23 protein-coding genes are annotated in these 24,757 nt (G+C 64.9%); 6 read left to right on the top strand and 17 right to left on the bottom strand.

Translation table 11 applies throughout. The annotated features are described in order from the left end of the window. Position 1: 1 nt before the first annotated feature. Positions 2 to 664, bottom strand: a complete 663-nt coding sequence (locus QGV54_RS10340) for an alpha/beta fold hydrolase (RefSeq protein WP_348638753.1) — start codon at positions 662 to 664, stop codon at positions 2 to 4. A 127-nt stretch (positions 665 to 791) separates the two neighbouring features. On the opposite strand from QGV54_RS10340, the gene QGV54_RS10335 reads away from it, so the two are divergent. Beyond that, positions 792 to 1,991, top strand: coding sequence for a glycosyltransferase family 4 protein (locus tag QGV54_RS10335; protein WP_281016913.1), 1,200 nt, complete (start codon positions 792 to 794; stop codon positions 1,989 to 1,991). Positions 1,992 to 2,004: 13 nt separating this feature from the next. Here QGV54_RS10335 and QGV54_RS10330 read toward each other — a convergent pair whose 3' ends face one another. From QGV54_RS10330 to motA, 3 genes are all read right to left on the bottom strand, one after another. Further along, on the bottom strand, positions 2,005 to 3,348 hold the full coding sequence (locus tag QGV54_RS10330; RefSeq protein ID WP_281016914.1) for an AarF/ABC1/UbiB kinase family protein: 1,344 nt from the start codon (positions 3,346 to 3,348) through the stop codon (positions 2,005 to 2,007). Between the two features lie 129 nt (positions 3,349 to 3,477). Beyond that, positions 3,478 to 4,509 carry a flagellar motor protein MotB gene (locus QGV54_RS10325; RefSeq protein WP_281016915.1) on the bottom strand — a complete coding sequence of 344 codons (1,032 nt, stop codon included), beginning with the start codon at positions 4,507 to 4,509 and terminating at the stop codon, positions 3,478 to 3,480. 45 nt (positions 4,510 to 4,554) lie between these two features. Continuing rightward, on the bottom strand, positions 4,555 to 5,412 hold the full coding sequence (gene motA, locus QGV54_RS10320) for a flagellar motor stator protein MotA (protein ID WP_281016916.1): 858 nt from the start codon (positions 5,410 to 5,412) through the stop codon (positions 4,555 to 4,557). A 189-nt stretch (positions 5,413 to 5,601) separates the two neighbouring features. On the opposite strand from motA, the gene QGV54_RS10315 reads away from it, so the two are divergent. After that, positions 5,602 to 6,087, top strand: a complete 486-nt coding sequence (locus tag QGV54_RS10315; protein ID WP_281016917.1) for a flavin reductase family protein — start codon at positions 5,602 to 5,604, stop codon at positions 6,085 to 6,087. An 8-nt stretch (positions 6,088 to 6,095) separates the two neighbouring features. On the opposite strand, the gene QGV54_RS10310 is transcribed toward QGV54_RS10315, so the two are convergent. Together QGV54_RS10310 and QGV54_RS10305 are read right to left on the bottom strand one after the other, a co-directional pair. Next, positions 6,096 to 7,190 carry a M48 family metallopeptidase gene (locus QGV54_RS10310; protein WP_281016918.1) on the bottom strand — a complete coding sequence of 365 codons (1,095 nt, stop codon included), beginning with the start codon at positions 7,188 to 7,190 and terminating at the stop codon, positions 6,096 to 6,098. Positions 7,191 to 7,214: 24 nt separating this feature from the next. Beyond that, a complete protein-coding gene (locus tag QGV54_RS10305; RefSeq protein ID WP_281016919.1) occupies positions 7,215 to 8,399 on the bottom strand; it encodes a DUF898 family protein in 1,185 nt (394 codons plus the stop codon). A gap of 145 nt (positions 8,400 to 8,544) precedes the next feature. Between QGV54_RS10305 and QGV54_RS10300 the strand changes: the two genes are divergently transcribed. The 3 genes from QGV54_RS10300 to QGV54_RS10290 are packed head-to-tail and all read left to right on the top strand — an operon-like array spanning position 8,545 to position 11,059. After that, positions 8,545 to 9,915, top strand: coding sequence for an aspartate aminotransferase family protein (locus QGV54_RS10300; RefSeq protein WP_281016920.1), 1,371 nt, complete (start codon positions 8,545 to 8,547; stop codon positions 9,913 to 9,915). Continuing rightward, complete coding sequence (locus QGV54_RS10295; protein WP_281016921.1) at positions 9,912 to 10,631, top strand: SDR family oxidoreductase; 720 nt, start codon at positions 9,912 to 9,914, stop codon at positions 10,629 to 10,631. The genes QGV54_RS10300 and QGV54_RS10295 overlap by 4 nt, the downstream gene beginning before the upstream one ends. Continuing rightward, the gene (locus QGV54_RS10290; RefSeq protein WP_281016923.1) at positions 10,631 to 11,059 is read left to right on the top strand and encodes a nuclear transport factor 2 family protein; all 429 of its coding nucleotides are present in this window, start codon (positions 10,631 to 10,633) and stop codon (positions 11,057 to 11,059) included. Before QGV54_RS10295 ends, QGV54_RS10290 begins: the two co-directional genes overlap by 1 nt. Here the strand turns inward: QGV54_RS10290 and QGV54_RS10285 are convergent, their stop codons facing one another. The 3 genes from QGV54_RS10285 to QGV54_RS10275 are packed head-to-tail and all read right to left on the bottom strand — an operon-like array spanning position 11,060 to position 14,048. After that, positions 11,060 to 12,226: an MltA domain-containing protein gene (locus QGV54_RS10285; protein ID WP_281016924.1), complete on the bottom strand. Its 1,167-nt coding sequence runs from the start codon at positions 12,224 to 12,226 to the stop codon at positions 11,060 to 11,062. Next, positions 12,223 to 13,371, bottom strand: a complete 1,149-nt coding sequence (locus QGV54_RS10280; protein ID WP_281016925.1) for a 2OG-Fe(II) oxygenase — start codon at positions 13,369 to 13,371, stop codon at positions 12,223 to 12,225. The genes QGV54_RS10285 and QGV54_RS10280 overlap by 4 nt, the downstream gene beginning before the upstream one ends. Before the next feature lie 2 nt (positions 13,372 to 13,373). After that, the gene (locus QGV54_RS10275; RefSeq protein ID WP_348638752.1) at positions 13,374 to 14,048 is read right to left on the bottom strand and encodes a Tim44/TimA family putative adaptor protein; all 675 of its coding nucleotides are present in this window, start codon (positions 14,046 to 14,048) and stop codon (positions 13,374 to 13,376) included. Positions 14,049 to 14,188: 140 nt separating this feature from the next. Between QGV54_RS10275 and QGV54_RS10270 the strand changes: the two genes are divergently transcribed. Continuing rightward, complete coding sequence (locus tag QGV54_RS10270) at positions 14,189 to 14,665, top strand: FxsA family protein (protein ID WP_281016927.1); 477 nt, start codon at positions 14,189 to 14,191, stop codon at positions 14,663 to 14,665. A 4-nt stretch (positions 14,666 to 14,669) separates the two neighbouring features. Here the strand turns inward: QGV54_RS10270 and QGV54_RS10265 are convergent, their stop codons facing one another. The 8 genes from QGV54_RS10265 to flhA form a co-directional block, all read right to left on the bottom strand. Next, positions 14,670 to 15,857 carry a CoA transferase gene (locus tag QGV54_RS10265; RefSeq protein WP_281016928.1) on the bottom strand — a complete coding sequence of 396 codons (1,188 nt, stop codon included), beginning with the start codon at positions 15,855 to 15,857 and terminating at the stop codon, positions 14,670 to 14,672. A gap of 40 nt (positions 15,858 to 15,897) precedes the next feature. Next, the gene (locus QGV54_RS10260; RefSeq protein WP_281016929.1) at positions 15,898 to 17,292 is read right to left on the bottom strand and encodes a cytochrome P450; all 1,395 of its coding nucleotides are present in this window, start codon (positions 17,290 to 17,292) and stop codon (positions 15,898 to 15,900) included. Next, positions 17,289 to 18,644 carry a ribosome biogenesis GTPase Der gene (gene der, locus QGV54_RS10255; protein WP_281016930.1) on the bottom strand — a complete coding sequence of 452 codons (1,356 nt, stop codon included), beginning with the start codon at positions 18,642 to 18,644 and terminating at the stop codon, positions 17,289 to 17,291. The genes QGV54_RS10260 and der overlap by 4 nt, the downstream gene beginning before the upstream one ends. Before the next feature lie 13 nt (positions 18,645 to 18,657). After that, positions 18,658 to 19,995: a PQQ-binding-like beta-propeller repeat protein gene (locus QGV54_RS10250; protein WP_281016931.1), complete on the bottom strand. Its 1,338-nt coding sequence runs from the start codon at positions 19,993 to 19,995 to the stop codon at positions 18,658 to 18,660. 1 nt (position 19,996) lies between these two features. Next, on the bottom strand, positions 19,997 to 20,650 hold the full coding sequence (locus QGV54_RS10245) for a tetratricopeptide repeat protein (protein WP_281016932.1): 654 nt from the start codon (positions 20,648 to 20,650) through the stop codon (positions 19,997 to 19,999). Positions 20,651 to 20,775: 125 nt separating this feature from the next. Then, positions 20,776 to 21,588 carry a MinD/ParA family protein gene (locus QGV54_RS10240; protein WP_281016933.1) on the bottom strand — a complete coding sequence of 271 codons (813 nt, stop codon included), beginning with the start codon at positions 21,586 to 21,588 and terminating at the stop codon, positions 20,776 to 20,778. Further along, positions 21,585 to 22,553 (bottom strand): hypothetical protein, encoded by a 969-nt coding sequence (locus QGV54_RS10235; protein WP_281016934.1) that lies wholly within the window; start codon positions 22,551 to 22,553, stop codon positions 21,585 to 21,587. Before QGV54_RS10235 ends, QGV54_RS10240 begins: the two co-directional genes overlap by 4 nt. A 36-nt stretch (positions 22,554 to 22,589) precedes the next feature. Continuing rightward, positions 22,590 to 24,650: a flagellar biosynthesis protein FlhA gene (flhA, locus tag QGV54_RS10230; protein ID WP_348637702.1), complete on the bottom strand. Its 2,061-nt coding sequence runs from the start codon at positions 24,648 to 24,650 to the stop codon at positions 22,590 to 22,592. Positions 24,651 to 24,757 lie beyond the last annotated feature (107 nt).

The following is a 24,757-nucleotide window of genomic DNA, read 5'->3' as shown; positions in this document are numbered from 1 at the left end:
CTCAGCCGCCCACGGTCTGCACCAGTTCGTCGACTGTGGCGCGGAGGAGATCAAGGTCACCCGGCTCCGACAGCCGGTGATCGCCCGCCTTCACAAAGTGGATGCGCACGTCGGTCGACCGCAGCGCCTCCGCGATTCGCAGCGAATGCCGCCATGGCACGTCCGGGTCGGCCATGCCATGCAGCAGCCGCACGGGTACATCGACGCCGAGTGTGCCGTCATCCAGCAGATGACAGGCGCGCCCGTCCTCGATCAGTCTTCGCGTGATGACATAGCCTTCCGGATCATACTCGGAGGGAACGCGCACCAGTCCGTCCGCCATCAGGGTCTGCTGATTCGCCGTTCCCAGTTCCTCCCAAATCCAGGTCGTGAAGTCCGGGGCCGGTGCGATGCCGATCAGACCGGCAATGCGTTCCGGGCGTGCAAGCGCCAGGCGCAGCATGACCCATCCCCCCATGGAAGATCCGACAATGATCTGCGGTCCCGTTGTCAGTTCATCAAGAACCGCGGTGGCATCTTCCGTCCAGCGGCTGATGCAGCCCGAATCCGCGAAACTGCCGGAGCTCTCGCCATGTCCGAGATAGTCGAAACGCACGAACCCGAGACCGTTGGCCTGGCAATGCTCCTCCAGCGCCAGGGCCTTGGTGCCACCCATGTCGGACATGAAACCCCCGCAGAAGATGATGCCAGGTGTCTTTCCGGTGGTATGATGATAAGCGATGGTTTCTCCGTCGTGTCGCGACAGTTCTTTCGGCGCGTTCGGCACTCTCGTCTCCTAGCCCAGTGACTACATGACAAGCGAACCACCGATCCACGAACCGGGCAACCCGACACAGACCGGGCCTGCCGCCAGCCGCCCGCTGACCGTGCTGCAGGTGCTGCCCGCGCTGGTGACCGGGGGCGTGGAGCGTGGCACCGCCGACATGGTCACGGCCCTGTCCGTCGCGGGCCATCGGGCCATCGTTGCATCTTCCGGCGGGCACATGGTGCAGGAGGTGGAACGCGGCGGCGGCGAGCATGTGCTGCTGCCCATGCGATCCAAGAATCCGCTGGTGATGTGGCGCAATATCGGCCAACTCGCCCGCCTGATCGTGGCGGAGAAGGTCGATATCGTGCATGCGCGGTCACGCGCCCCGGCCTGGAGCGCGTTCTACGCCGCGCGCCGCACCGGGACACCTTTCGTGACCACGATTCACGGACCCTACAACGGCCAGAATGCCGCCAAGCGTGCCTACAACAGCGTGATGTTTCGCGGCGATCGCGTGATCGCGACGTCCGACTTCATCCGGGACTATCTGCGCCAGGTCGCGCCGGACCTGACCGACGACCGCATCCGGATGATTCCGCGCGGTGTCGATCTGGCCCAGTTCGATATTTCCACCGTCTCCGCGGCCCGGAAGATACAGCTCGCCGAGGCCTGGGCCGTGCCCGCAGGTGCGCCGGTCATCCTGGTGCCGGGACGGCTGGTCCGCTGGAAGGGCCAGCGTGTGATGATCGAAGCACTGGCATTGCTGCGCGATCAGGACTCGGTTGTCGTGTTCGCCGGGGGCGATGTCGGGCATGAAGCCTACAAGCTGGAACTCCGCCGCCTGGCACAGCGCCTGGGCGTTGAGGGGCGGGTGAGGTTCGTCGGCACCTGTCGCGACATGCCGGCTGCCTATGCTCTGGCCAGTGTCGTGGCGTCCACGTCGGTGGAGCCTGAGGCCTTTGGCCGTGTCGCGGTCGAATCACAGGCCATGGGACGTCCGACCGTGGTGACCGGCATCGGCGGCGCCATGGAGACGGTCGTGCCGGGGGAGACGGGCTGGTGGGTCGACCCCGACAATGCTGTCCAACTGGCGGAGGCCGTGGAGACCGCCGTCGCGCTGGATCAGGATGCGCGCGATGCGCTGGCAAGCCGCGCGGTGGCCCATATCGCGGCCAATTTCACCAAGACGCTGATGTGCGAGCGGACGATTTCCGTCTATCGGGAACTGACCGGCACGGCCTGAACCGGTCACCGGCTCAGGGCAGGGGCACCTGCGCCTCGCCGAATGCCTGTTTCTGACGCCTGGCCATACTGTCCACATCGAAGCCTTCGATCAGGTCATGGAACATCCGGTACCAGTTGATCTCCGACTTCAGGTGCAGGAAGACGCCGCCCAGCCCGATGGCCGCGCGGTCCATGAAGACGAACTCCCGCGGTGGCGTGACCCCGCCGCGTTCCTTCAGCTGCCGGTGCACCTTTTCCGCCACATCCTTGCCGTAGACGCCATCGTCGCCGAATTCCTGGATCCGCCGGGCGCGATCCTCCAGCAGCGGCGCATAGACGAAGGCCGCCCAGAGGTTCAGCGTCTCGATCACCTCCTTCGTCAGGCCACCGAAGCCCCAGCTTTCGTAGGCATGTACCGCCAGGGCCTCATCGCCGTCGCGCAGGGCGCAATAGAGGTCGATGACCCCCTGCACGAACTTCGGCTGGAACGTGCGGATGCAGCCATAGTCCAGCAGATTGATCGTCTGGTCGTCGCGCACCGTGTAGTTGCCCAGATGCGGATCACCGTGGATGACGCCGTAGTAATAGAAGGGCACGTACCAGGCCCTGAACATGTTCTGCGCAATGGCGTTGCGCACTTCCTGCGGCGCCTCGGCGAAGGTCATCAGGCGCTGTCCGTCCAGCCAGCTCATGGTCAGCAGACGGTCGGTCGACAGATCAGGTACGACGGTCGGCACATGGACCCCGTCCTCGCCCGACAGCATCTCCTGGTAGAGGCGCATGTGCCTGGCCTCCAGGCGATAGTCCAGTTCCTCCCGCAGGCGGTCCCCGATCTCCGTATGGATATTGCTGGTGTCGATGGAACTGTCGTAGCGCCGATAGATGGAGAAGATCAGTTTCAGCTGCCGCAGGTCCGCCTCCACGGCCGATGACATGTCCGGATACTGCAGTTTCACGGCAAGGTCGGCACCATCGTGTCCGGTGGCGCGGTGGACCTGCCCCAGGGACGCCGCCGCGCTGGCCTCGCGTTCGAAGCTGGCGAACTGCTTCTGCCAGCCCGGGCCGAGTTCGGTCATCATGCGCCGCTTGACGAAGGCCCAGCCCATCGCCGGTGCATCCGCCTGCAGTTGCGAGAGTTCCTGCGCGTATTCCTTCGGCAGAGCCTCCGGGATCGTTGACAGGATCTGCGCCACCTTCATCAGCGGACCCTTCAGTCCGCCAAGCGCGGCCCGCAGATCCTGGGCGTGGACATTGCGATCGATCTCCATGCCCAGATACCGCTCACCGGCCAGCTTGGCAGCCAGTCCGCCCACGGAACGACCGACGCGCGCATACCGCATCACCTGCCCGCCAATCGAATTCCGGTCGTTCGCCATCGCGCTTTCGCCCCATTCCGTTACGGGAACACAATACGCATATGGCGGGCCTGTGGTTCATGACCAAGGGGGCAGGACGTCAGGTCGCGGCTGCTGTGGCGCAATGCCCGGGTGCAGGCAGGTGCGGTGTCAGCCGCCTTCGCGTTCGCCCGCAACGGACAGGCCCATCTTCTTCAGCGCATCGACGGGTGCCTGGGGCAGGGCCAGGTTGGCGGCGCGCATCAGGACAATGCTGATGCGGCGATTGGAGTCGGCATAGGGGTCTTCCGGCATCAGGGGCTCCTGGTCAGCCTTGCCGGTGACCTGATCGATGCGGTGCACCGGAACGCCGACCGCGATCAGGGCGCGACGACTTGCGTTCGCCCGGTCAGCCGACAGTTCCCAGTTGCCGTAGCCGTTGGTGGACCGATAGGGCGTGGCGTCCGTGTGGCCGGTGATCTTGATCTTGTTCGGCAGGGTGGTGACGACGCCGGAAATCAGGCGCAGCAGTTCGGAGGCATGACCTTCCAGCGAGGAACTGCCCTTCGGGAACATGGACCGGCCGCCCTGGTCAACCAGCTGGATACGCAGCCCTTCATCGGTCATGTCGACCATCAGGTTCTCCGCCAGTTCCTTCAGCTCGGGGGGCGCCTGCTCGATGGCGTCCTCGATGGCGTCCATCGCCTCGTTGAAGTTTTCCTGCTCCCGCCGGGCCAGGGCCTCGGCAATGTCGTCCTCACCCGGCGTGCCCTTGCGCCCGCGCTCGGAGCCTGACACGGACTCGTCGTTGTTCGAGATGCCTTCCTCGTCCACCTCGTCGCCGGAGGGGTCGAACTTCTTCCCGTCCTCGTGGCTGTCCTTCTCGTCCTCGATGTCGCCGACGGAGACAACGACGGTGGGCAGGCCGTTGTCGGAGATGCGTGACCCTTCGCGGACCATGGTCTGGCCACCCAGCGCACCGCCCGAACCGGACGTGGACTGGGATGCGGCGGCAGGGGCGAAGTAGTCGGCGATGCCGTTCTTCTGTTCGTCGGTGGTCACGTTCAGCAGCCAGAGCAACAGGAAGAACGCCATCATGGCCGTCACGAAGTCGGCATAGGCCACTTTCCAGGCACCGCCATGATGACCGTGACCGCCCTTGACGATTTTCTTGATGATGATCGGTTGCGGATGTTCGGACATGGTCCCTGGCTGCTGTCAGGTGGAAGAGGTTGAGAGGGTCTCGGATCAGATCTTCGGCGCGTTCTCGACGGCTTCCTCGAGTTCGCTGAAGCTGGGGCGTTCGTGGCTGTAGAGCGTCTTGCGGGCAAACTCGACGGACACGGCCGGGGCGTAGCCATTCAGATAGGCCAGCATGCCGGCCTTCAGGCACTGGTAGTACTTGCCCTCGGCCTCCGCATAGTTCTCCAGGTTCTTGCCCATCGGGCCGACGAAGCCATAGGCGAGCAGGATGCCGAGGAAGGTACCCACAAGCGCCGCGCCGATCAGGCCGCCCAGCACCTCGGGCGGTTCGGAGATGCTGCTCATGGTCACGATGACGCCCAGCACGGCGGCAACGATGCCGAAGGCCGGAAGGCCGTCGCCCACTGTTGTCACGGCAGAGGCGATGGCGTGCTGTTCATGGTGATGGGTCTCGATATCCTCATCCATCAGCGCCTCCATCTCGTGTGCATTCTCCGTGCCCATGGTCATCAGGCGCAGGTAGTCGCACACGAATTCGACCGCGTGATGGTTCTTCATGAAGTTCGGAAAGGCGGAGAAGATGGAGCTCTTCTCCGGATCCTCGATATGTGCTTCCAGCGCCAGCATGCCCTTGGCCTTGGCCAGCTTGTAGATCGTGTACTGCATGGTCAGCAGTTCGACATAGGCTGCCTTGTTGTAGGGCTGTCCCTTCAGGATCTTCCCGATGGACTTGAACACGCCGAAGATCACGGTCTTGGGGTTGGAGATGATGAAACCACCAAACGCCGCCCCGCAGATGATCAGGACTTCCAGGGGCTGGACCAGCACGGCAAAGCTGCCGTGAGGCAGGTAGCCACCCAGAACCGAGCCAATAACCACCAGAACACCGATGATGAAGAACATTGAATCTACCGCCGCTTTTTTTGCACCGGCCCGCAGATTGCCGCCATTGCGGTTAAGATCACGTTAGCGAAGACAGCGTTGCGCATGGCCGCCGAGCGAATTATTCCGGCGGGGCAGGGTTTTCCGCGCGGATGCAATTGGTAAACTCCGTCCCTGTTCGATGAATCTGCTTATGGGTTGGGGAGCGCCATGACGGTAACGCCGCGCGAGATGCGTGATGCAATGGGGTGCTTTGCCACCGGGATCACGGTGATCACTGCTCTGGATGCGAAGGGTCGACCGGTTGGCCTGACGGTCAATTCCTTCAACTCGGTTTCCCTGGAGCCGCCGCTGGTCCTGTTCAGCCTCGACCGGCGTGCCAACTGTGCCGATGCCTTCGGCGCGGGGAAGCCGTTTGCCGTCAACGTTCTGGGCGTTGGTCAGCAGGCGGAATCAAACCACTTCGCCTCCAAGGCCGATGACAAGTTCGCCGACATTCCCTTCGAATGGCAGGCCGGCAACAATGGCTGTGCGATGCTGGACAGCGCCATTGCCAGCTTCGAGTGCGTCGCGGAGGCCACGCATGATGGTGGCGATCACATCATCATCATCGGTCGGGTAACGCATCTGAACCAGGCAGAGGGTGCTGCGCCACTGCTCTACTTCCAGGGCCGGTACGCGGAGATTGCGGGCTGAGGCTTGGCTCAGCTTTCCTCCACCTTCCGGCAGATGCGCCGCAGCGCCGTCCATTCCCGTGCGTCCAGGATCGGTCGGGTTCCCGTCGCCCTGGCCCGGATGTCGGCGGCGCGGTCCTCAGCTCCCGGGTGACTCTGCAGATAGGAGAGCAGACCCACGCCCCATCCGTCCCGTCCGGGGTCGCCGGCAGTCCGGTCGAAGAAGGCGATCATGCCATCAGCCCGGATGTCCAGGGCATTGAGCCGCTCCACCGCGAAACGATCTGCCTGACGTTCGGCGTCGCGTCCATAGGACTGGCTGGCGAGAAATTCTGCCAACTGTCCGCCGGTACCGCCGACATTGCCTGGCGCAATGATGGAGAATATGGCGGCGAGGGCGCTGTCGCGGATCACCTGTTCCACACCATGGCGGTAGGCCACGTGGCCGATCTCGTGCGCCAGGACGCCGGCGATCTCCTCCGGTGACTGCGCATTCCTGATCAGCCCCTCGAACAGGATGATCTGGCCGCCGGGCAGGGCGAAGGCATTCACCAGCCCGTCCGGAACGACCCGGACGTGCGGTTTGGGGTCAAGATCCAGCCCTGCCAGCAAGTCATCCGTCATGCGCTGCAAGACCTCCAGTCCCTCTGGACTGACGCAGGACCGGCGGACTTCGGGCAGGATCAGCGCGATGCTCCTCTCCGCCTCCCGACCGAACTCCCGTTCTGTGGAGACCGGAACCAGGGAGGCGAGCACGCCGACGAGCAGCGGCAATGCGGTCAGGATCACCAGCACGCCGACACAGACCCCTGCCGTGCCGATGGCCAGCCGCTTCAGGTCGCGTCGGATGCCGCCGCGGCGATTGCCGAACACCTGCGGCAGGGTCTCGTGCAGCCTGGCCACCGCACCATCTTCCGTGACCAGCAGCCGGGCGTTCGGCATGCTGGCGTGGCGCAGCCGCAGGCGGGTGCCGCCGTCCGTCAGGTCGATCAGCTCCAGTTCGTCTGCTGACCAGAAACAGGGCATGCCCGCCACCTGGAAGGTCAGTCCGGCGTGGGAGATGCCGATCTCCACCGCCTGCTCCCGCGCCGAGACGCCGTCCAGATAGATTGCCGGGAAACTCATGCTCTCACGCTACTTCGAACCTGCTCAGATACCATCCATTCCCAGTACCGCATCCAGTCCGCTGCCCGCACCCCTGTCCGCATCTGCGACCTGGACGATATTCTCGATATCCATCGAACCGACGATGGTCGTGGTCTCGAAGACATACTCGACGGTCGGGTATTCGACGAAATAGAGGTACGCCGAATAGGAGATCGGACCGATGATGACCATGAAAAGCATGTACGGGATGGCAAACAGCACGAGCTGTCCGACGTCGAACGCCCCCTCCTGTCCTGGCATTGGCAAGGAGCCACCGGCGAACATGATGCTGAAGATCACGAAGAAAATGCCGTAGACGATCAGTCCGGCGAAGAGCCCGCCGAAGAAGTAGATGCTGACGAACCGGATCGGGCGGATATCTGAGGAGAAGCCGAGAGAGCCGAGCCGGGTCTGGCGCAGCATGTACTGGGTCGTGAACCCGCGCCACCATGCCAGTGCGAGTCCGCCCGTCAGCGGCATCAGCAGCCAGCAGAGTACCCAGCGACCGAAGATGTCGCCCACCCAGCCGTGGTAGGTGAACCGTTCACTGCCCAGCGACATGTTGCTCACCAGATAGCGCTGGATCGTGATTGTCACCCAGGGAAGGGCGAGGCCGAGTGTGACCACGGTCGCCAGCAGCGGCACGATGATCCGGCCGAGATAGCCCCCAGTGGAACCGCTGAGGCTGCAATGGATACCGCGCCAGCTTGTACGGCGGATCATGTAGCGATGGCGCCGGTAGATCGCGATGACACCCAGGATGCCCAGCAGTGGATAAAGCGTCAGCAGCCATGCAAAGGGCGCGAACTGCGGGCCCGCGATCGCGAGGATCGCGAACTGGATGATCCAGAACGCCAGCGCCAGTGCCACGCCGACGATCAGGAATCCCAGGAACAGCTCCATGCCCCGGCCGCTGTATTCCAGGCGGCTGCCGCCCTGGGAGAGGTGCCCCCAGATGAAGCGTCGCACATTGGTCCGCGCCCAGAACCAGTATACGCCGAAGGTGGCGACCATCATCAGCATCTGGCGCAGGACCAGTTTCCGGAACTGCGTCCGGGTCGCGGAGAATTTCAGTTCCAGGCTGTTGCCTGTCCCGCCCCCGTCCGCTTCAACCGGGGCGACCTGAGGTGCCGATGGCTCCTGCGGTGGCACCGGTTCGGGCCAGCCCCGCCTGTCATCCTCGTTCATGTCGTCCCTGCCATGCTGTAGTTGTATTTCCTTGCCTGGGACACGTTATGTGTGGGGGGCGGAACTGGCAATTGTCTTGTCCGACGTCTGGCGCCATGCCCTGGCCGGGCGTAAGTTCTGCGCACGACACTTGCAGGAGCTGGCAATGAACGAGATGAATTCGCGACAGGGGCGGAACGAGCCGTCCTCCATGTTCTTCTGGCCGACAGAGGATCGCCCCATTGCCCGACGCGGCGAAGGCATCTTCATCTGGGACGACGAGGGGCGTCGCTACGTTGATGCCAGTTGCGGCCCGCAGACCACCAATGTCGGCCACGGCAACCAGTATGTGATCGATGCCCTGAAGGCGCAGATGGACGACATCTGCTACGCCTTTCGCTCGCATTTCAAGAATGGCCCGGCGGAGCGGCTGGCGGACCGGCTGGCCACGCTGGGCGCGCCGAAAGGCCTGACGCGGGCCTTCTTCTGCTCCGGCGGCTCGGAGGCCGTGGAAGGTGCGATCAAGCTGGCCCGGCAGGTCGCCGTGGCACGCGGGGAGGGGACGCGGCACAAGATCATTTCCCGCATTCCGTCCTATCACGGCTCCACCCTCGGGGCGCTGTCGCTGACCGGTGACCCGGACATGTTCGCTCCCTTCGCGCCGATGATGCCGAACCAGCCGAAGATCCGCGCGCCCTTCGTGGTCGAGCGGGCGGAGGGTGTCTCGGAGGATGAGGCCGCGCTGGCCTTCGCCGACGAACTGGAAACGGAGATCATCAATCAGGGGCCATCGACGGTGCTGGCGTTCATCGTCGAACCGGTTGGTGGCGCGGCCACGGGCGCCCTGACGCCGCCGGATGTCTATTACCAGCGCATCCGCGACATCTGCGACCGGCATGGCCTGCTGCTGATCTATGATGAGGTCATGTGCGGGTCCGGGCGCACCGGCAAGTATCTCGCGGCGGAGCACTGGCCCGCCAACCCGGACATTGTCGCCATGGCAAAGGGGCTGGCCGCCGGTTACGTGCCGCTGGGGGCCGTCATGGCGCGCGGTGACCTGGTGACCCTGGTGGAGGATTCGGGCGGCTTTGCCCATGGCCACACCTATTCAGCCGGCCCGCTGGCCTGCGCGGCCGGTCTGGCTGTGCTGGACGTGCTGATGGACAACGACCTGATCGCCAACGCGGCGGCCATGGGGACGGTTCTGAAGGCCCGGCTGGAGGGGCTGGTGGAACGGTTCCCCTTCATCGGCGAAGTGCGGGGCAAGGGGCTGATGCTCGGCTTCGACGTCATGGCGGACAGGAACAGGCGCATTCCCTTCGCGCCGGAACTCGGTGCCGGCAGTGCCATTGCCCAGGCATGCTACGACCGGGGGCTGATCATCTATTCCCGGCGTATGCTCGGCGGACTGCGGGGTGACCATTTCCTGGTGACGCCGCCGCTGAACGTGACGGAGGGAGAGATCGACATGATCATGGAACTGCTGACGCAGGCGCTGGACGACTTCGCCCCCAGGGCGCGGGAGGCCATGGCATGAGCACCGGTGTCGCGGATCAGGTCATCCTGATCACGGGCGCAGCCAGCGGCATCGGCAAGGCGCTGGTGGAGGGCTTTCTGGCCGATGGCGCCAGCGTGATGGCGGTTGACGTGGATGAGGCCGGGCTGGCGACGCTGAAGGGCGACAGGCTGCTGGCCCATGTCGCCGATGTTTCGGACGCGGAAGCCGTTGCCAACATGATCGGGCTCGCCGTGAGCCACTTCGGGCGACTGGATGTGCTGTTCAACAATGCCGGCATCGGCGTTCGCGCGCCGCTGGTCGATCATGCCCCGGCGGACTTCGAACGGCTGATCCGGGTGAATCTCGTCGGTCCCTTCCTGGCCATGCAGGTGGCCATGCCGCTGATGCAGCAGCAGGGCGGCGGGCACATCATCAACACGCTGTCGCGGGCCGGTGAGGCGGGGGGCAAGGGCTTCGGTGCCTATGGGGCCTCCAAGGCCGGGCTCTATACCCTGATGCGGACGGCGGCGCGGGAGATGCTGGGGACCGGCGTGCGGATCAATGGTCTGATCCCGGGTCCGACCCGATCGGGCATGAACCCGAAGGCACCGCAGGATCCGGCGGATGTCTATCCGACGGCGCGCTGGATGGTCGAGACCGGTGCCGGAGACCAGACCGGCCGGGTCTTCTGGAACCGGCAGGAATATCTGATGTTCGACGAAGGCAATGTGACCTTCAAGCGGGAGATTGCCTGATGGATGATGTGCAACGGATGCTGATCGAGCGGGCCTGTGAAAGGCTTCAGGTGGAATACTGTCACCTCGTCGATCACGGTACGGCGGCCAGGATCGCGGACCTGTTCACGGATGATGGCGTGTGGGCGGCGGGCAGGCGGGCCTTCGAAGGGATCGATGCGATCCGCGACAGCTTCCAGAAGCGCCAGGACAATCAGGATCGCCGATCCCGTCACGTCTGCTCCAACGCGCTGATCGACGTGCAGGACGCGGACAATGCAACGGGGACGGTCTATCTGATCCTCTACCGCCACGATGATCCGGAGAACGCGCGGACCCGACCGGCGTCCCTGCCGGAAATGGTCGGTGCCTACCGGGACACCTTCCGTCGGACGGAGGCTGGCTGGCGGTTCAGCCGTCGCGAAGTGGTCATCGACTTCGCGCCCTGATCACTCGGCCACGACCGCATTCTCCGGCAACAGCCCTTTCGGATAGAGCAGCCAGAGATCCAGCGGGCGGTTCATGCTGCCCGCCAGGCGGGCTGCCTCATCGCCCGGCCCAAGGAACAGGTCGGCGCGGCGCGGTCCCCGGATCGCGCCGCCGGTATCCTCGGCCAGCGTCAGGCGATGGATCTCCGGGTCGGATCCCTGCGCCTCTGTGGCCACGAACATCGGCAACCCGAGCGTCCAGACACGCCGGTCCACGGCTATCGAGCGGCCCGGTGTCAGTTGGGTTCCGGCGGCGCCTATTGCACCGGTGACACCCTTCCGCTCCTGAAAGAAGACGTAGGACGGGTTGAGGTCCATGATCGCCTCCGCCTCCACCGGATTGGCGGCCAGCCACTGCCGGATCGCCTGCATCGACATGTCCGCCCGCGCGATCGCACCACTGGCGATCAGGTCACGACCGATGGCGCGATAGGGGTGACCGTTCTGTGCGGCGTAGCCCACATAGGCGATCTCACCGCCGGGCAGGGCAATGCGGCCGGATCCCTGGATCTGCAGGAAGAAGAGGTCGACCGGGTCGGCGAGCCAGAAGATCGGATCGACCGTGTCGGCCAGCGCGCCGCTGCGGATTGCCGATCTGTCGGCATAGGGCACCAGCTTCTGTCCCTCCAGCCGACCGGCGATACGGGTCCCCTTCAGGTCAGGACGGAAGGATGCCAGGTCCACATCGATCAGATCGTCCGGACGTGGCAGCAGCGGAACCTGGAAACCGGCCTCTGCCTGTCGTCTCCCCTCGTAGGTAGGCTCGAAGTAACCGGTCAGCAGACCCGGCCCCTCTGCCTGCAGCGCCCAGACATCGAACCGGGCCTCGATGAAGCCCCGGTCCAGCCCGGTATTGTCTTTCAGATCGGTGCAGACCTGCCGCATGGCGTCAGCCAGTTCGCCCCTGCGCCATTTCCAGCGGGCGCACTGGCGCAGCAGGGAAGGCGCGATCGCCGAAACGTCATCGGCTTTCCAGCCGGGCAGGTCGTCGAACGTCGCCGGGGTCAACGCATGACTCGCGTCGGGAATCTTCGGTGGCTGGGGCACCATCAGCACCACGCCAACGAACAGCGCGACCGCGATCAGGATCAGCGCTGCCGCCGCCAGCCGTGTGCCTTCGATTCTCATCCGGCTGGCAGCACCGGTGCCGGATCGTTCAGATTGATGATGCGGTCGCTGTCCAGGAAGGAGAGGTTGGCCGCCCGCAGTTTCTCCGCCTCCTCATCGAACAGGAACGGCAGCAGGGCATAGCGGGTGCCGCGTGTGACCGGCATGGCCTCATGCAGCACACCACAGCCGAACACCACCGCACCGCCTGTCGGCGCGCGATAGCGGTGATCGACATATTCCGGGAACCGCAGGTCGCCGCCGTCGTATTCCTCCGCATTCAGATTGATCGTGACCGCGAAGCGACGATGCGCCGTGCCCTTGGTCGTGTTGTCGCGATGGGCGCGGAAGAAACCGCCCGATTTCTCGTCGTAGCAGGCGACCAGATAGCGTTCCAGACGGGTGGCGTTGAAGTTGAAGGCCCGGAAGATCAGCGGGCAGAGGCGACGGTTGATCGCGTCACGCACCTCCGCACGCAGGGCCTGATCCTCGATCAGGCAGTCCTGTCGACGCTTGAAACGGCTGTCCATGATGCCGACGGTGCGTCCGTCGACCTCACGCATGAAGCCGCTCTCGGAACCGCCCGTGCTCTCGAAGTAATTGATCAGCCGCCGACAGAATTCCGGCGGGATGACATTGGGCACCACCAGCACAGGTGCCTGCCGCTCGATGGTGACCGGCGGTTCACGGGGCGGAATGTGGTCCAGCATGTCGTGCAGGCGCTGCGCCAGCGAGTCCAGCGGGGCGAGGGGCTGGAAGCCGACGATGCGGACACTCTCGTCAATGACATAGGCACCGTTCAGCAGACTCGGCGGCGTTTCCCCCTGCCGGGGCTTCACCATGCGGAACCGTCGGGCAATGGCACCATCGACATCGCGGAACAGCGTGATCGGCAGGTTGGTGCCATCCTGGTCAGCCGCGACCGACGCATCAGGCCCCGGCACCACGCCGAAGACATGCACACCCTTGGAGCGCAGTGACGGCAGTGCGGCAGCCAGAACCCTGCGTGCCTGAATGCGTTCCGGCCCGTTCAGGAACACGAGCACCGCGCGGTGTCCGCCGATGGTATTGAAATGAAATGCCGGGTTCACAGTTGACGGCGCGGTGAAATCCGGGGCGGGATCACCAGGATGAAGACGCGCTGAAGGCGCCGCCAATGTATCCATGATCAGTGCGCGGAGCGGGTCGCGATCAGTTCCCAGTTCGGGTCACGGGAACGCGTGTCGCGGGCAAAGGTCCAGATCTCGGTCAGCGTGTTCACGTCATTCGGATCACCTGCGATGACGCGTCCTTCCGAATCCTTTGTGGCCGAGATCATGCTCGAAACGAACTTCACGGTCACTTCCGCGACCTTGCTATCGGTCAGTTCCGCCTCGACGATCTCCGCCTGCTTGATGCCGACCAGCGTGGTTTCCTGCGTCTGTTTCGCGGCCTCACGCGCATCGATGGCTGCGGAGAAGCTGCCGAAGACCTTCTCGGCCAGCAGCGGCCTCAGCGTATCCCTGTCCCCGGCGGCGAAGGCATTCACGATCATCTCGTAGGCGCCGCGTGCGCCGTCGGCGAATGTGCGGCGGTCGAAGTTCGGGTCCGCCTTGCGGATCGCGTACAGGCCCTGCTCCAGCGGTGAGGCGTCCTCGGCCGGTGGCATGTCATCCTCCGGCCTGTCGTCGCGCCTTACGCCGTCGCGGGCCGGCAGATCGATGATGTTGTCACCGCGCTCGTCAGATGCCTCGGACGGCTTCGTGCCCAGGCCCCCGAGACGCGTCCGCGGGTGCTCCTGCTCATGCCCCGTGCGGCGGCCAAGCGTGTTCCGCAGCCGCAGAATCAGGAATGCTGCGATCATGCCGAAGATTACAATCTCGAAAATCGGGAATCCGTTACCCATATTCCACTCACTGGCGCGTGCGCCGGGGGTTGATGATTGCCCTCGCTTGCGGGCTTCACTGCAACCAACATAGGCCGCGGACACCGCGCGAACAAGCCATGCCCCTGCTATTCCTGCTTCTCTTCATTGCAATGCCGATCATCGAGATCGCGGTCTTCATCCAGGCCGGTGACGTGATCGGCCTCTGGCCCACGCTGGCTATCGTCATCGTCACCGGTGTCGCGGGGACAATCCTGCTGCGTACACAAGGATATGGCGTCGTCGGGCGCATCCGCGCGCGCATGGAGGAGGGACAGCCGCCACTCTTCGAGATGTTCGAAGGCCTGTGCATCTTCGCTGCGGGACTGCTGCTGCTGACGCCGGGTTTCGTGACTGACAGCATCGGATTCCTGCTGTTCCTGCCCCCGCTGCGGCGACTTATCGCGGTCTCCATCGCCAGTCGGGTGAAGGTGCATGTCCGCGCCAGCGCGGCGCAGGGACCGCACAGCGGACCCCGCCGCGGTCCCGATGGCAGCGGGCCGGTCATCGACGGCGAATATGAAACGGTCGATCCCGACCGCGAGAAACTGCGTTAGGCGGTCAGACGACCCGTTTCTCGCGCAGGGCGGCGATCACGTCGGCGCCATAGCCCAGGTCGGCCAGGATCTGATCGGTATGCTCGCCCAGCATCGGTGCACGGTGGCGGATACCGCCGGGCGTGCTGCTCAGGTTGATCGGCGCGGAGGCGATCGGGGCAGGGGCGGGAACATCCGGGTACTCGACGCCCTGCAGGAAGCCCATGGCCTGGATATGCGGGTCGTCCAGCGCCTGCTGCGGTGAATGCATCGGACCGGCGGGAACGGAGGCGGCGGCGTAGTCGGCCAGCACATCCACGGTCTTGCGCCCCTTCGCATGTTCACGCGCGATTTCCGAGAGGATCTCGCCATTGTCGCCGCGGTCGAGGTCGCTGGTGAAGCGCGGGTCATCCTTCAGTTCCGGGCGACCGACCATGTCGGCCCAGCGTTCGAACAGCGGCCGGCCCACCACCTGCACGATGATCCAGCCATCGCCGGTCTGGATGATGTCGGTCGGGCCTGCGGTCTGGCCTCGGTTCAGGGTGGGCTTGCGGTTGATGCCGGTCAGGGCCTGTTCGATCAGCGCCGCATTGCCGATGGTGAGCGCGGAACGCACCAGCGCCCCCTCCACCATCTGGCCCTCACCGGTCTTGTCGCGGTGCATCAGGGCCACCAGCGTGCCGATGGCGGACATCATGGCGGTGGTGAAATCGACGAAGGGGGCAGCGAACTTCACCGGCTGATCCTCGGACCCCGACATGTAGGTGCTGCCCGACATGACCTGGCCGATGCCGTCGAAGCCGACCCGGTCGCTGTAGGGACCGCCGTGGCCATAGGCGGAGACGGTGGTCAGGATGATGTCCTTCTTGATCTTGCGCAGGCTTTCCAGGTCCAGACCCATGGCCAGCAGGCCCTGCGGCGGCAGGTTGGCCACCACCACATCGGCGGTCTCCACCAGCTTCGCCACGATCTCCCGACCTTCCGGCTTCATCGGATTCAGCGTCATGCCGCGCTTGTTGCGGTTGACCTGCATGAACAGGGCGCCGACGCCGCCGTCACCGTTCACGGGGGTGGTGTAGCGATCCTCCGATCCCGCGACCTTCTCGATACGGATCACGTCGGCACCGAACTCGGCCAGCAGGGTGGCGCAATAGGGTCCGGCGATATAGCGCCCGAAATCCAGCACCCGGTAACCGCTCAACACACCGCTCATCTTGCATTCCTCCCCAGGATCGCGGCGCCGCAGCGCGCACTTATCGTCGTTCTATGCTCATCTTCATACCGAAGCGCGGACGCAACGTCACGATGCCCTGTGGCATGACAGGGTGGCCCTGCTTCAGACGCAGGCGATAGCGCCGGGCGATCATGGCCAGCGCCAGCCGTCCCTCCGTCTGCGCGAACCCGGACCCGATGCAGATGCGCGGGCCGCCGCCGAACGGGAAATAGGCGTGCTTGTGGCGGGCATGAACCTTCTCGTCGGCGAACCGGTCCGGGTTGAAGATTTCCGGGTCCGGCCAGAGCCGGGGATTGCGGTGCGTGATGTAGGGGCTGACCGTCACATAGGCCCCCCTCGGCACCAGCAGTCCGTCGCCACCTTCTCCATCCAATCTGTCAGCTTTCTCCGCGAAGCGACTGATTGAAAAGGCCGGTGGATAGAGCCGCAACGTCTCGTCAAAGATCATGCGGGTACGTTGCAGCGGGTGCAGGTCATCGAATCCGGGACGCCGTTCCCCGAGCATCCGTGTCACTTCCCGGTGCAGCAGGGCATCCTCGTCCGGGTGCTGGTCCAGCAGGTAGAACACCCAGGTCAGGGCCTGCGCCGTCGTCTCGTGACCGGCGGCGAACAGGGTGACGACCTCATCGCGCAACTGCGCATCGGTCATGCCCTCGCCGGTTTCCGGGTCGCGCGCGTCCAGCAGCATCTGCAGCAGATCCTCCCCCGGTTCCGCAGCGCTGCGGCGGGTCTCGATCAGGTCGAGGATCATGCGGTCCAGGGTGGCCAGTGCCCGCTTTGCCTCCGGGTCTCGGATGCGCGGCAACCATTCGGGCAGGCCCAGCATCTCGATCACCGGCGTCCGACCGAAGCTGCTGATCAGGGTCGCGACGGCCTTGCCCAGTTCATCGATGGAGGTTCCGAGATCGCGGGAAAACAGGGTCCGCGCCACGATCTCCATGGTCAGGCGCATCATCTCCTGCGCGATGTCCACATGGCGACCGGTGTCGGCAATGGCGTCCCAGCGTTCGATCAGCCCCTCGGTACATTCGGCCATGATGTCGGCCAGGACCCGCAGACGCCTGTAATGGAAGGCCGGAGCGGCGATGCGGCGCTGCCTGCGCCAGAAGGTGCCTTCCGACGTCAGCAGGCCGTTGCCGAGGGCAGGGCCCAGGATACGGCGGTTCAGACGACCCTTGGTGTAGATGTCGGGCTTCTCCACCAGGATCTCGTGGATCCAGTCCGGGCGGTTCACCAGGATGAACGGCTGGAACCCGATGCGGCGGAAGGTGCAGTCCTTGTCGAAGACGTAGGGCGGATAGACCTCGATGATGTTGTCGCGGATGGTCCGGATGGTCTCCACCACGCTCAGCCGCCGGTCCTTGCCCGGATGGCGCTGGCGCGGGCGGTTGCTCAGGTCCACCGCATCGATCATCGGCGTCTTTCGTCCTCACTGGCGAAGGGGTTCTTCGACTTGCGCAGCATAATCCGGATCGGCACGCCGTGCAGCCCGAACGTGTCCCGCAGGCCATTGACCAGATAGCGCTCGTAGGCCGAGGGCAACTGACCACCGGAGGACGTGAACAGGCTGAAGGTCGGCGGACGCGCCTTGACCTGGGTCATGTAGCGGATGCGGAACCGGCGTCCGTCCACCAGCGGCGGCGGATGTTTCCGGGTCATTTCCTCGATCCAGCGGTTCAGACGCGCCGTGCTGACACGCAGGTTCCAGGCCTTCTCCGCCTTCAGGACTGTCGGCAGCAGCTTGTCCACGCCGCGCCCCTTCAGGGCCGAGAAAGTGACGATCGGGACGCCCTTGATCTGGGCAAGCTGGGTTTCCAGCTTGTAGCGGATCTCCGTCATGGTCTCGGCGCCGTCTTCCACCAGGTCCCACTTGTTGACGCCGATGACGAGGCCGCGGCCCTCTTCCTCCGTCTGCCGCGCGATCACCAGATCCTGCCGTTCCAGCGGCTGTGTGGCATCGATCAGCAGGACAACGATCTCCGCGAACTGCACCGCGCGCAGGCCATCGGCAACCGCGAGCTTTTCCAGCTTCTGGTTCACCCGGGCGCGGCGGCGCATTCCGGCGGTGTCATAGAGACGGATGGTGCGCCCTTCATGTTCCCAGTCGACGGAGATGGAATCGCGCGTGATGCCGGCCTCCGGCCCCGTGAGCAGCCGTTCCTGGCCGATGATCCGGTTGATCAGGGTGGACTTGCCCGCGTTCGGGCGACCGACAATGGCCAGCATCAGCGGCTTGTTGTCAGGGTCGTCCTCGACCGTCTCCCCGTCGTCGTCCGGGGCGAAGGGCAGCAGCGCGTCATGCAGATCGACCATGCCTTCGCCATGCTCGGCCGAGATGGCGACCGGGTCACCCAGACCCATGCCGAAGGCGTCATAGATGCCGCCTTCGCCCGCGCGGCCCTCGCACTTGTTGGCGACGACGATGACCGGCACCTCGCTGCGGCGCAGCCAGTCGCCGAAGTGCTGGTCCACCGGGGTCACCCCGGCGCGCGCATCGATGACAAAAAGCGCGACATCCGCCTCCGCCAGGGCCAGCTCGGTCTGCTGGCGCATGCGCGCCTCCAGACTGTTGTCGAAGACATCCTCCAGACCGGCGGTATCGATCACCCGGAATTCCAGCCGGGCGATATGGCCCAGGCCCTCCCGGCGGTCGCGGGTGACACCCGGCAGGTCATCGACAAGCGCCAGTCGCTTGCCCACCAGACGGTTGAACAGCGTGGACTTGCCGACGTTGGGTCGGCCGATGATGGCAACAGTGAAACTCATGAGTCAGGCCGTTCTATCGATAGGCGACGAGATCGCCGCCATCCGTGACTATGTACAGCGTTTCCCCCGCCACGACGGGTGCCACCGAAATACTGTCGGAGAACTTGATGCTTCCGAGGGCAGAACCGTCATAGGGGGACATGGACCAGACGGCGCCATTGCTGCCCGCCACGATCAGGCGATCACCGGCCAGAACCGGGCCGACCCAGGTGATGCGCCCGCGCTTGTCCTCCACATCGGTGAACTTCGGCATCTGGGTGACCCAGCGGATGCCGCCATCCAGCGTCGAGAGCGCCACGAGCTCGGCCTCGTTGGTGACGATGAACAGGAAGCCACCTGCGATCCAGGGGGTCTCGCTGCCGGCCATGTCCTGATCCCAAAGGCGATTGCCCTGACGCAGATCATAGGCAGCCAGATAGCCGCCATGGCTGATCGCATAGACCTTGCCGTCGTCGATGATCGGCTGACCGTCCAGGTCGTTGATCGAGCCGAGCGGGGTGATGCGCCGGGCGCGGACAAGCTGGTCCGACCAGAGGGCCTGCCCGGTATCAGCACGCAGCGTGTAGAGCTCGCCGGACGAATAGGGCGCCAGCACGAACGGGCCCTGCGCCGAAGGGGCAGGGGCACCGATCAGCTCCGCCGCCTCGATGATGCCCTGGTGCTGCCAGAGCTCGGAGCCATCCTCGATGCTCAGCGCGAACAGCCGGTTCTCGGAGGCGAGCAGGAATATCCGGCCATTGCTGATGGTCGGTGCGCCGCGTACCGGGCCGTCGACCTTGCCGCGCCAGTAGTAGCGGCCTGTCGCAAGCTCCATGGCGTAGATATCGCCATAGGCGGTTGCCACGACAAGGCGACCCTCGCCAATGGCCATGCCGCCGCCGATCTCCCCCAGGTCCTCGCCCCGACGTGCCAGACCGACACGCCAGATGCGTTCCCCGGTGCGGGCATTGAACGCGGTGATCTTGGCCTCGGAGTCCATCGTGTAGACGCGGCCACCCGCAACCAGCGCGCGGGAGACGATCTGCTCCTCACCATCCGCGCCCGCACCGATGTCAGCGCTCCAGACACGCTGCAGCGACGGACCAAGTGCGACATGCTGCATGGCGGCGTTTGATGTTCCGGCGGACTGGGGCCATTCCGCATTGACGAAGGGGGCAGGCAGGATGACTTCCAGATCCTGCACACGCTGCTCCGGCTCCAGCTTGGATTCCAGCGCCAGGATCGAGATCCGTTCGCCGGGCAACCGGGGTTCTTCCGACGTGAACCAGCCACTGACCGTATCGCAACCGGAAAGGGTCAGCGCCAGCGCACCCGCCGCAGCCAGTCGGATGAAGGGGTGACGGGCAAGCATGTCACTCGGCCCCGAGCGCCCGCAGGAACTGTTCGGCGCGGGCCTTGACGCCGGCAGTTGATGTGGCGTCCTGGGTCAGATCCTTCAGGGTGGCGATCGCACCGGCCCTGTCCCCCGCAGTCAGTTGCGCGGCGGCCTGGACCTCGCGGGCCATGCCGCGGAAGGGGCCTGATCCATCAATGACCGGCTGCAGTCGTTCGGTCGCCGCATCGGCACCATCGGTCTTCAGCGCCAGCATCGCCGCCTTGATCGCGGCCAGATCCCGCTGTTCGGCGGGCAGGTCGTCATCGCGACGGATGCGGTCGAAAGCCGACAGGGCTGCGGCGTCATCTCCGGCTGCGGCACGCGCGGCAGCGGCCTGCTGGCCGGCAAGGGCGCGATAGCCGTCCGATCCCTCCGCGACCAGAGCCTCGAAGATCTCTGCCGCCTCAGCAGGTTTGTCGCTTTCGAGCAGGATCATCGCCTCTTCGAACCGGGCACCCTGCGCCTGCTGTTCGGCGGCGGTATATTCGCGCCAGCCGACGATTGCGGCGGTGGCCGCGATCACCAGCACAACGGCGGCGATCGCATAGGGGCCATAGCGGCGCGCCATCTCTGTTGCACGGTCGCGGCGGACATCTTCGTCCACCTCACGGAAAATCAGATCGTCGCTCAACGCTGCCGCCTGCTGTTACCTTGGGATCAGAACAAGCGCACTAGATAGCGACTGCCCGGATGCTATGCAAACGGCGTGAGCAGCCATGCCCGCTTTTTCGCAGGCGTGCGGGCCGGATCGGCCGTTCAGTGGCCCTCCGCGAGCAGGCTGCGTGCGATCCGGGCAACATCTTCCGACGCGGGGCTGAGCGGATGCCGTTTCAGCATCGGTGTCTGTCGCCGGATCGTGTCGTTGACGTTCGGGTCGCGGGTGATGATCCCGGCCAGCCGCGGCTTCACCTTCAGGAAGTTCTCGCAGGCCGTCGAAAGCTTGGCGAAGGTCCGCTCCCCCTCCGCGCGGCCACCGCACATGTTGACCACCACGCGGAAGTCGCCGCCCGGCCGGTCGGCGTGCAACAGCTTGATCAGGGCATAGGCATCGGTGATCGCGGTGGGTTCTTCCGTCGTTATCACCATCGTTGGTCCCGAATTGGCGGCGAGACCGCGAATGCTGCGGTCGACACCGGCACCCAGGTCCAGAACGACGTGATCGTAGACCTGTGCGGCGGCCAGCAGTCCATGGCGCAGCAGGCTTATCTGATCGTTGCGGACGTTGACCATGCGGGCCGAGCCCGAACGACCGGCGACCATGTCGAATCCGGTCTCGGGTGACTTCGTGACCACCTCGTCGAAGCGTTTCGTGCCCAGCACTGCCTCACTGAGGTCGTGTGAGGGATTGAGGCCCAGCTGGATATCGATATTGGCGAGGCCCAGATCGCCGTCGAACAGCAGCACCTTGCGGCCCGCCTGCGCCAGCGCATGTGACAGCGTGATGGCGAACCAGGTCTTCCCCACGCCGCCCTTGCCCGATGCGACAGTGATCAGTTTCTTTCCCGACAGGGCCTCCGGATGCGTGGCGGCCTTGTCGCTGGAGCGGGAGCGTATGGTTTGGTCGCTCATGCGTGCTTCCTGACTTCATCCAGTTCCGCCGCGCCGTCCGGGTCATTCAGGATCAGGCGCGCCAGAGCGGTCGGGGTGAGAGGGTAGAGACCGTCGGCGATGACGGGGGAGGCACCGGCAGCGGCAAAGCTGAGGCCGGTCGCTGCGGCGGCCAGGATGCCGCCGATGCGGCGTGCCGTGTCGATGCGGGTCGCCACCAGTCGCGTGACACCGAGTTCCGCAAAGACGTAGGCGATGTCCTCATATTCATAGGGGTCGCCACCGGCGGGCAGCACCAGTACCGGTTCCGCATCATTGATCTCGATGGTCTCGCGCAGTTTCTGGATGTCGGCGTCATCGAACGGGTTCACTCCCTCCGTGTCGATGATGCGTGGCCCGGACCATTCCAGTCGGCGACCAGGGGACAGGCGGACAGGCCGGTTGTCCAGGATCTCGGCCAGTTCCATCAGCCTCATCTCGCCGCCCGGCCGTTCGATATCCGTCGTGGCGATCTTGAGGGGGCGACCGGACAATATCGATTCAACCGCGTACTTGGCGGCAACGACGGTCTTTCCCGCGCCCGGCGGTCCAACAAGGACCAGGGCATTGTCGGATGGGCGACCAAAGGGCTTGAACCGGAACACATGCTCCATTCCCGCCGCGAGAGAGACTGTCAGTGAGGGGTCATTGACCTCTGCCGCACGTCGGCAAAGCTTCTCGTTGACCTCCAGCGGGGCACCGTGAAACGCAACAGCGCGAAGCAGCCGCTCCGCTTCTTCCGGCAACTGGTCCTCGTCCTCGTTGACTTCCAGAGGCAACACATTCGGGCCAAGATCACGGTCCCGGACCTGGAAGGTGTCGATGACCGGGTCATCCGTCGGATCGATGGCGGCGGTGACCTCGACACCCTCCGCGACGTCCCGGTTTCCGAGAATGACGGCATCGCGACCGAGTTCCTGGCGGACGAGCCGCAGGGCCTCGCTCATGGACCGCGCTGTGAAGGTTCGGATCCGCATCGTCTATCAGACCTGTGCCAACTGACGCAGGCGCACCTTCGGGTGCACCTCGTTCTGCGACATTACCACGGTCGCACCGCGGATGCGCTCGACGATGGAGCGCACGAAGGGCCGGATGGCCGGGCTGGTCAGCAGTACAGGGTCCTGGCCCTGCTGGCCCAGCCGGTCATAGGTCATGCGAATGGCTCCGATGAACTCCTGCACCTTGCTGGGGGCCATGGCGAGCTGGCGTTCCTCGCCCTGGCCGACGAGGGCTTCCGCGAAGGCGCTTTCCCAGTCGGGGGAGAGGGTAACCAGCGGCAGGAAGCCGTCGGGCATCAGGTTGGCGTTGCAGATCTGGCGCGACAGGCGGGTGCGCACATGCTCCGTGATCAGGCTGACATTCTTGGTGAAGCCGACGGCGTCGGAGATGCCCTCCAGCACCGTCGCCAGATCGCGGATGGAGACGCGTTCGGCCAGCAGGTTCTGCAACACGCGCTGCACGGCGGAGACACTGATCTGGCTCGGGATCAGGTCGTCGACCAGCTTGCGATGGGCGTCAGGCAGCTCGTCCAGCAGCTTCCGGGTCTCGGCGTAGGACAGCAGGTCGGGCATGTGATCCTTCAGCACCTCGGTCAGATGCGTCGTGACCACGGTTGAGGCATCGACCACCGTCAGGCCGCGGAAGCTGGCTTCTTCGCGCAGGGAATCGTCCACCCACTTGGCGGGCAGGCCGAAGGCAGGCTCCGTCGTGTTCTCGCCCGGCATGTCGATGTCACCGCCGGCGGGATCAAGCACCATCAGCTTGTTGGCGCGGACGTCGCCCGTACCGGCTTCCACTTCCTTGATGCGGATGGAATAGGTGTTCGCGCCGAGCTGCATGTTGTCGAGGATGCGGACGCTGGGCATGACGAAGCCCATGTCGGTGGCGATCTGGCGCCGCAGGGCGCGGATCTGGTCGGTCAGCTTCGGACCATTGGTGTCGCCCTCCACCAGTTTCAGCAGGCCATAGCCGATCTCCAGCCGCAGGTCGTCGATGGCCAGGATCTCGGCGATGGGCTGTTCGGCGGGCTCGGCGGCGGCGGCTTCGGCGCCATCCACAACCTCCGCATCGACTGTCGGCTGCTGTCCCTTGCGGTACAGCGTCCAGGCCCCGAAGCCGGCGGCACCGGCCAGGATCCAGAAGGGAATGAGCGGAATGCCCGGCAGCAGCGACAGGGCGACAAGCAGGAACGAGGAGATGCCGAGAGACGCGGGATAGCCGCTGAACTGACGGAACAGGGCCTTGTCGGCAGACCCGGAGACACCGGCCTTGGAGACCAGCAGACCGGCCGCCGTGGAGACGATCAGCGCCGGGATCTGGGAGACCAGACCGTCACCGACGGTCAGCAGGGTATAGGTCTGCCCGGCCTCCATGAAGCTCATGTCGTTCTGGGCGACACCGATGATGATGCCGCCGATGACATTGATGAAGGTGATCATCAGGCCGGCGATGGCGTCGCCACGAACGAACTTGGATGCACCGTCCATGGCGCCGAAGAAGGTGCTCTCGTCCTCCAGGTCCTTGCGGCGGCTGCGGGCCTCGTCCTCGTTGATCAGGCCGGCCGAAAGGTCGGCGTCGATCGCCATCTGTTTGCCGGGCATGGCGTCCAGAGTGAAGCGCGCGGCCACTTCCGCGATGCGCCCGGAACCCTTGGTGATGACCACGAAGTTCACGATCACCAGAATCGCGAAGACGATGATGCCGATGACGAAATTGCCGCCCATGACGAAGTTGCCAAAGGCTTCGATGACCTGACCGGCGGCGTCGGTGCCATTGTGCCCCTCCGACAGGATCAGCCGGGTGGAGGCCATGTTCAGGGCCAGCCGTATCATGGTGGCAATCAGCAGCACGGTGGGGAAGGAACTGAATTCCAGCGGTTTCTGGATGAACAGGCATGTCATCAGCACCATCACCGAGAAGGTGATGGAGATGGCGAGACAGAAGTCCAGCAACCAGCCCGGCATGGGCAGGATCAGGACAACCAGGATGGCAACGACACCCAGGGCCAGCGCAATGTCGCCGCGCCGGGCGAGCTGGCGCAACAGGCCAAGCGCTTCGGGGCCGCCGAAGGGGCTGCCTGTTCCGCCGGTGCTGCCCGTCGCTACTGCGCTGCTGCCGCGTTCTGCCGGAAGCTGGTCGCTCAAATCAGGAT

It is taken from the genome of Minwuia sp. IMCC3060 (assembly GCF_029909435.1).
Taxonomy (GTDB): domain Bacteria; phylum Pseudomonadota; class Alphaproteobacteria; order Minwuiales; family Minwuiaceae; genus Minwuia.
Note: the sequence above shows the minus strand (reverse complement) of the source record. Positions and strands in the feature narration are given on the sequence as shown.

Coding starts and splice junctions, on each gene's coding strand:
- QGV54_RS10280 (WP_281016925.1), bottom strand. CDS start 13,371: ATGGATACATTGGCGGCGCCTTCAGCGCGTCTTCATCCTGGTGATCCC.
- QGV54_RS10285 (WP_281016924.1), bottom strand. CDS start 12,226: ATGAGAATCGAAGGCACACGGCTGGCGGCGGCAGCGCTGATCCTGATC.
- QGV54_RS10310 (WP_281016918.1), bottom strand. CDS start 7,190: ATGAGTTTCCCGGCAATCTATCTGGACGGCGTCTCGGCGCGGGAGCAG.
- QGV54_RS10240 (WP_281016933.1), bottom strand. CDS start 21,588: ATGAGCGACCAAACCATACGCTCCCGCTCCAGCGACAAGGCCGCCACG.
- QGV54_RS10290 (WP_281016923.1), top strand. CDS start 10,631: ATGGATGATGTGCAACGGATGCTGATCGAGCGGGCCTGTGAAAGGCTT.
- QGV54_RS10275 (WP_348638752.1), bottom strand. CDS start 14,048: ATGATCGCAGCATTCCTGATTCTGCGGCTGCGGAACACGCTTGGCCGC.
- der (WP_281016930.1), bottom strand. CDS start 18,644: ATGAGTTTCACTGTTGCCATCATCGGCCGACCCAACGTCGGCAAGTCC.
- QGV54_RS10270 (WP_281016927.1), top strand. CDS start 14,189: ATGCCCCTGCTATTCCTGCTTCTCTTCATTGCAATGCCGATCATCGAG.
- motA (WP_281016916.1), bottom strand. CDS start 5,412: ATGTTCTTCATCATCGGTGTTCTGGTGGTTATTGGCTCGGTTCTGGGT.
- QGV54_RS10265 (WP_281016928.1), bottom strand. CDS start 15,857: ATGAGCGGTGTGTTGAGCGGTTACCGGGTGCTGGATTTCGGGCGCTAT.
- QGV54_RS10305 (WP_281016919.1), bottom strand. CDS start 8,399: ATGAACGAGGATGACAGGCGGGGCTGGCCCGAACCGGTGCCACCGCAG.
- QGV54_RS10325 (WP_281016915.1), bottom strand. CDS start 4,509: ATGTCCGAACATCCGCAACCGATCATCATCAAGAAAATCGTCAAGGGC.
- QGV54_RS10295 (WP_281016921.1), top strand. CDS start 9,912: ATGAGCACCGGTGTCGCGGATCAGGTCATCCTGATCACGGGCGCAGCC.
- QGV54_RS10340 (WP_348638753.1), bottom strand. CDS start 664: ATGTCCGACATGGGTGGCACCAAGGCCCTGGCGCTGGAGGAGCATTGC.
- QGV54_RS10250 (WP_281016931.1), bottom strand. CDS start 19,995: ATGCTTGCCCGTCACCCCTTCATCCGACTGGCTGCGGCGGGTGCGCTG.
- QGV54_RS10235 (WP_281016934.1), bottom strand. CDS start 22,553: ATGAGCGAGGCCCTGCGGCTCGTCCGCCAGGAACTCGGTCGCGATGCC.
- QGV54_RS10260 (WP_281016929.1), bottom strand. CDS start 17,292: ATGATCGATGCGGTGGACCTGAGCAACCGCCCGCGCCAGCGCCATCCG.
- QGV54_RS10330 (WP_281016914.1), bottom strand. CDS start 3,348: ATGGCGAACGACCGGAATTCGATTGGCGGGCAGGTGATGCGGTATGCG.
- QGV54_RS10335 (WP_281016913.1), top strand. CDS start 792: ATGACAAGCGAACCACCGATCCACGAACCGGGCAACCCGACACAGACC.
- QGV54_RS10300 (WP_281016920.1), top strand. CDS start 8,545: ATGAACGAGATGAATTCGCGACAGGGGCGGAACGAGCCGTCCTCCATG.
- QGV54_RS10315 (WP_281016917.1), top strand. CDS start 5,602: ATGACGGTAACGCCGCGCGAGATGCGTGATGCAATGGGGTGCTTTGCC.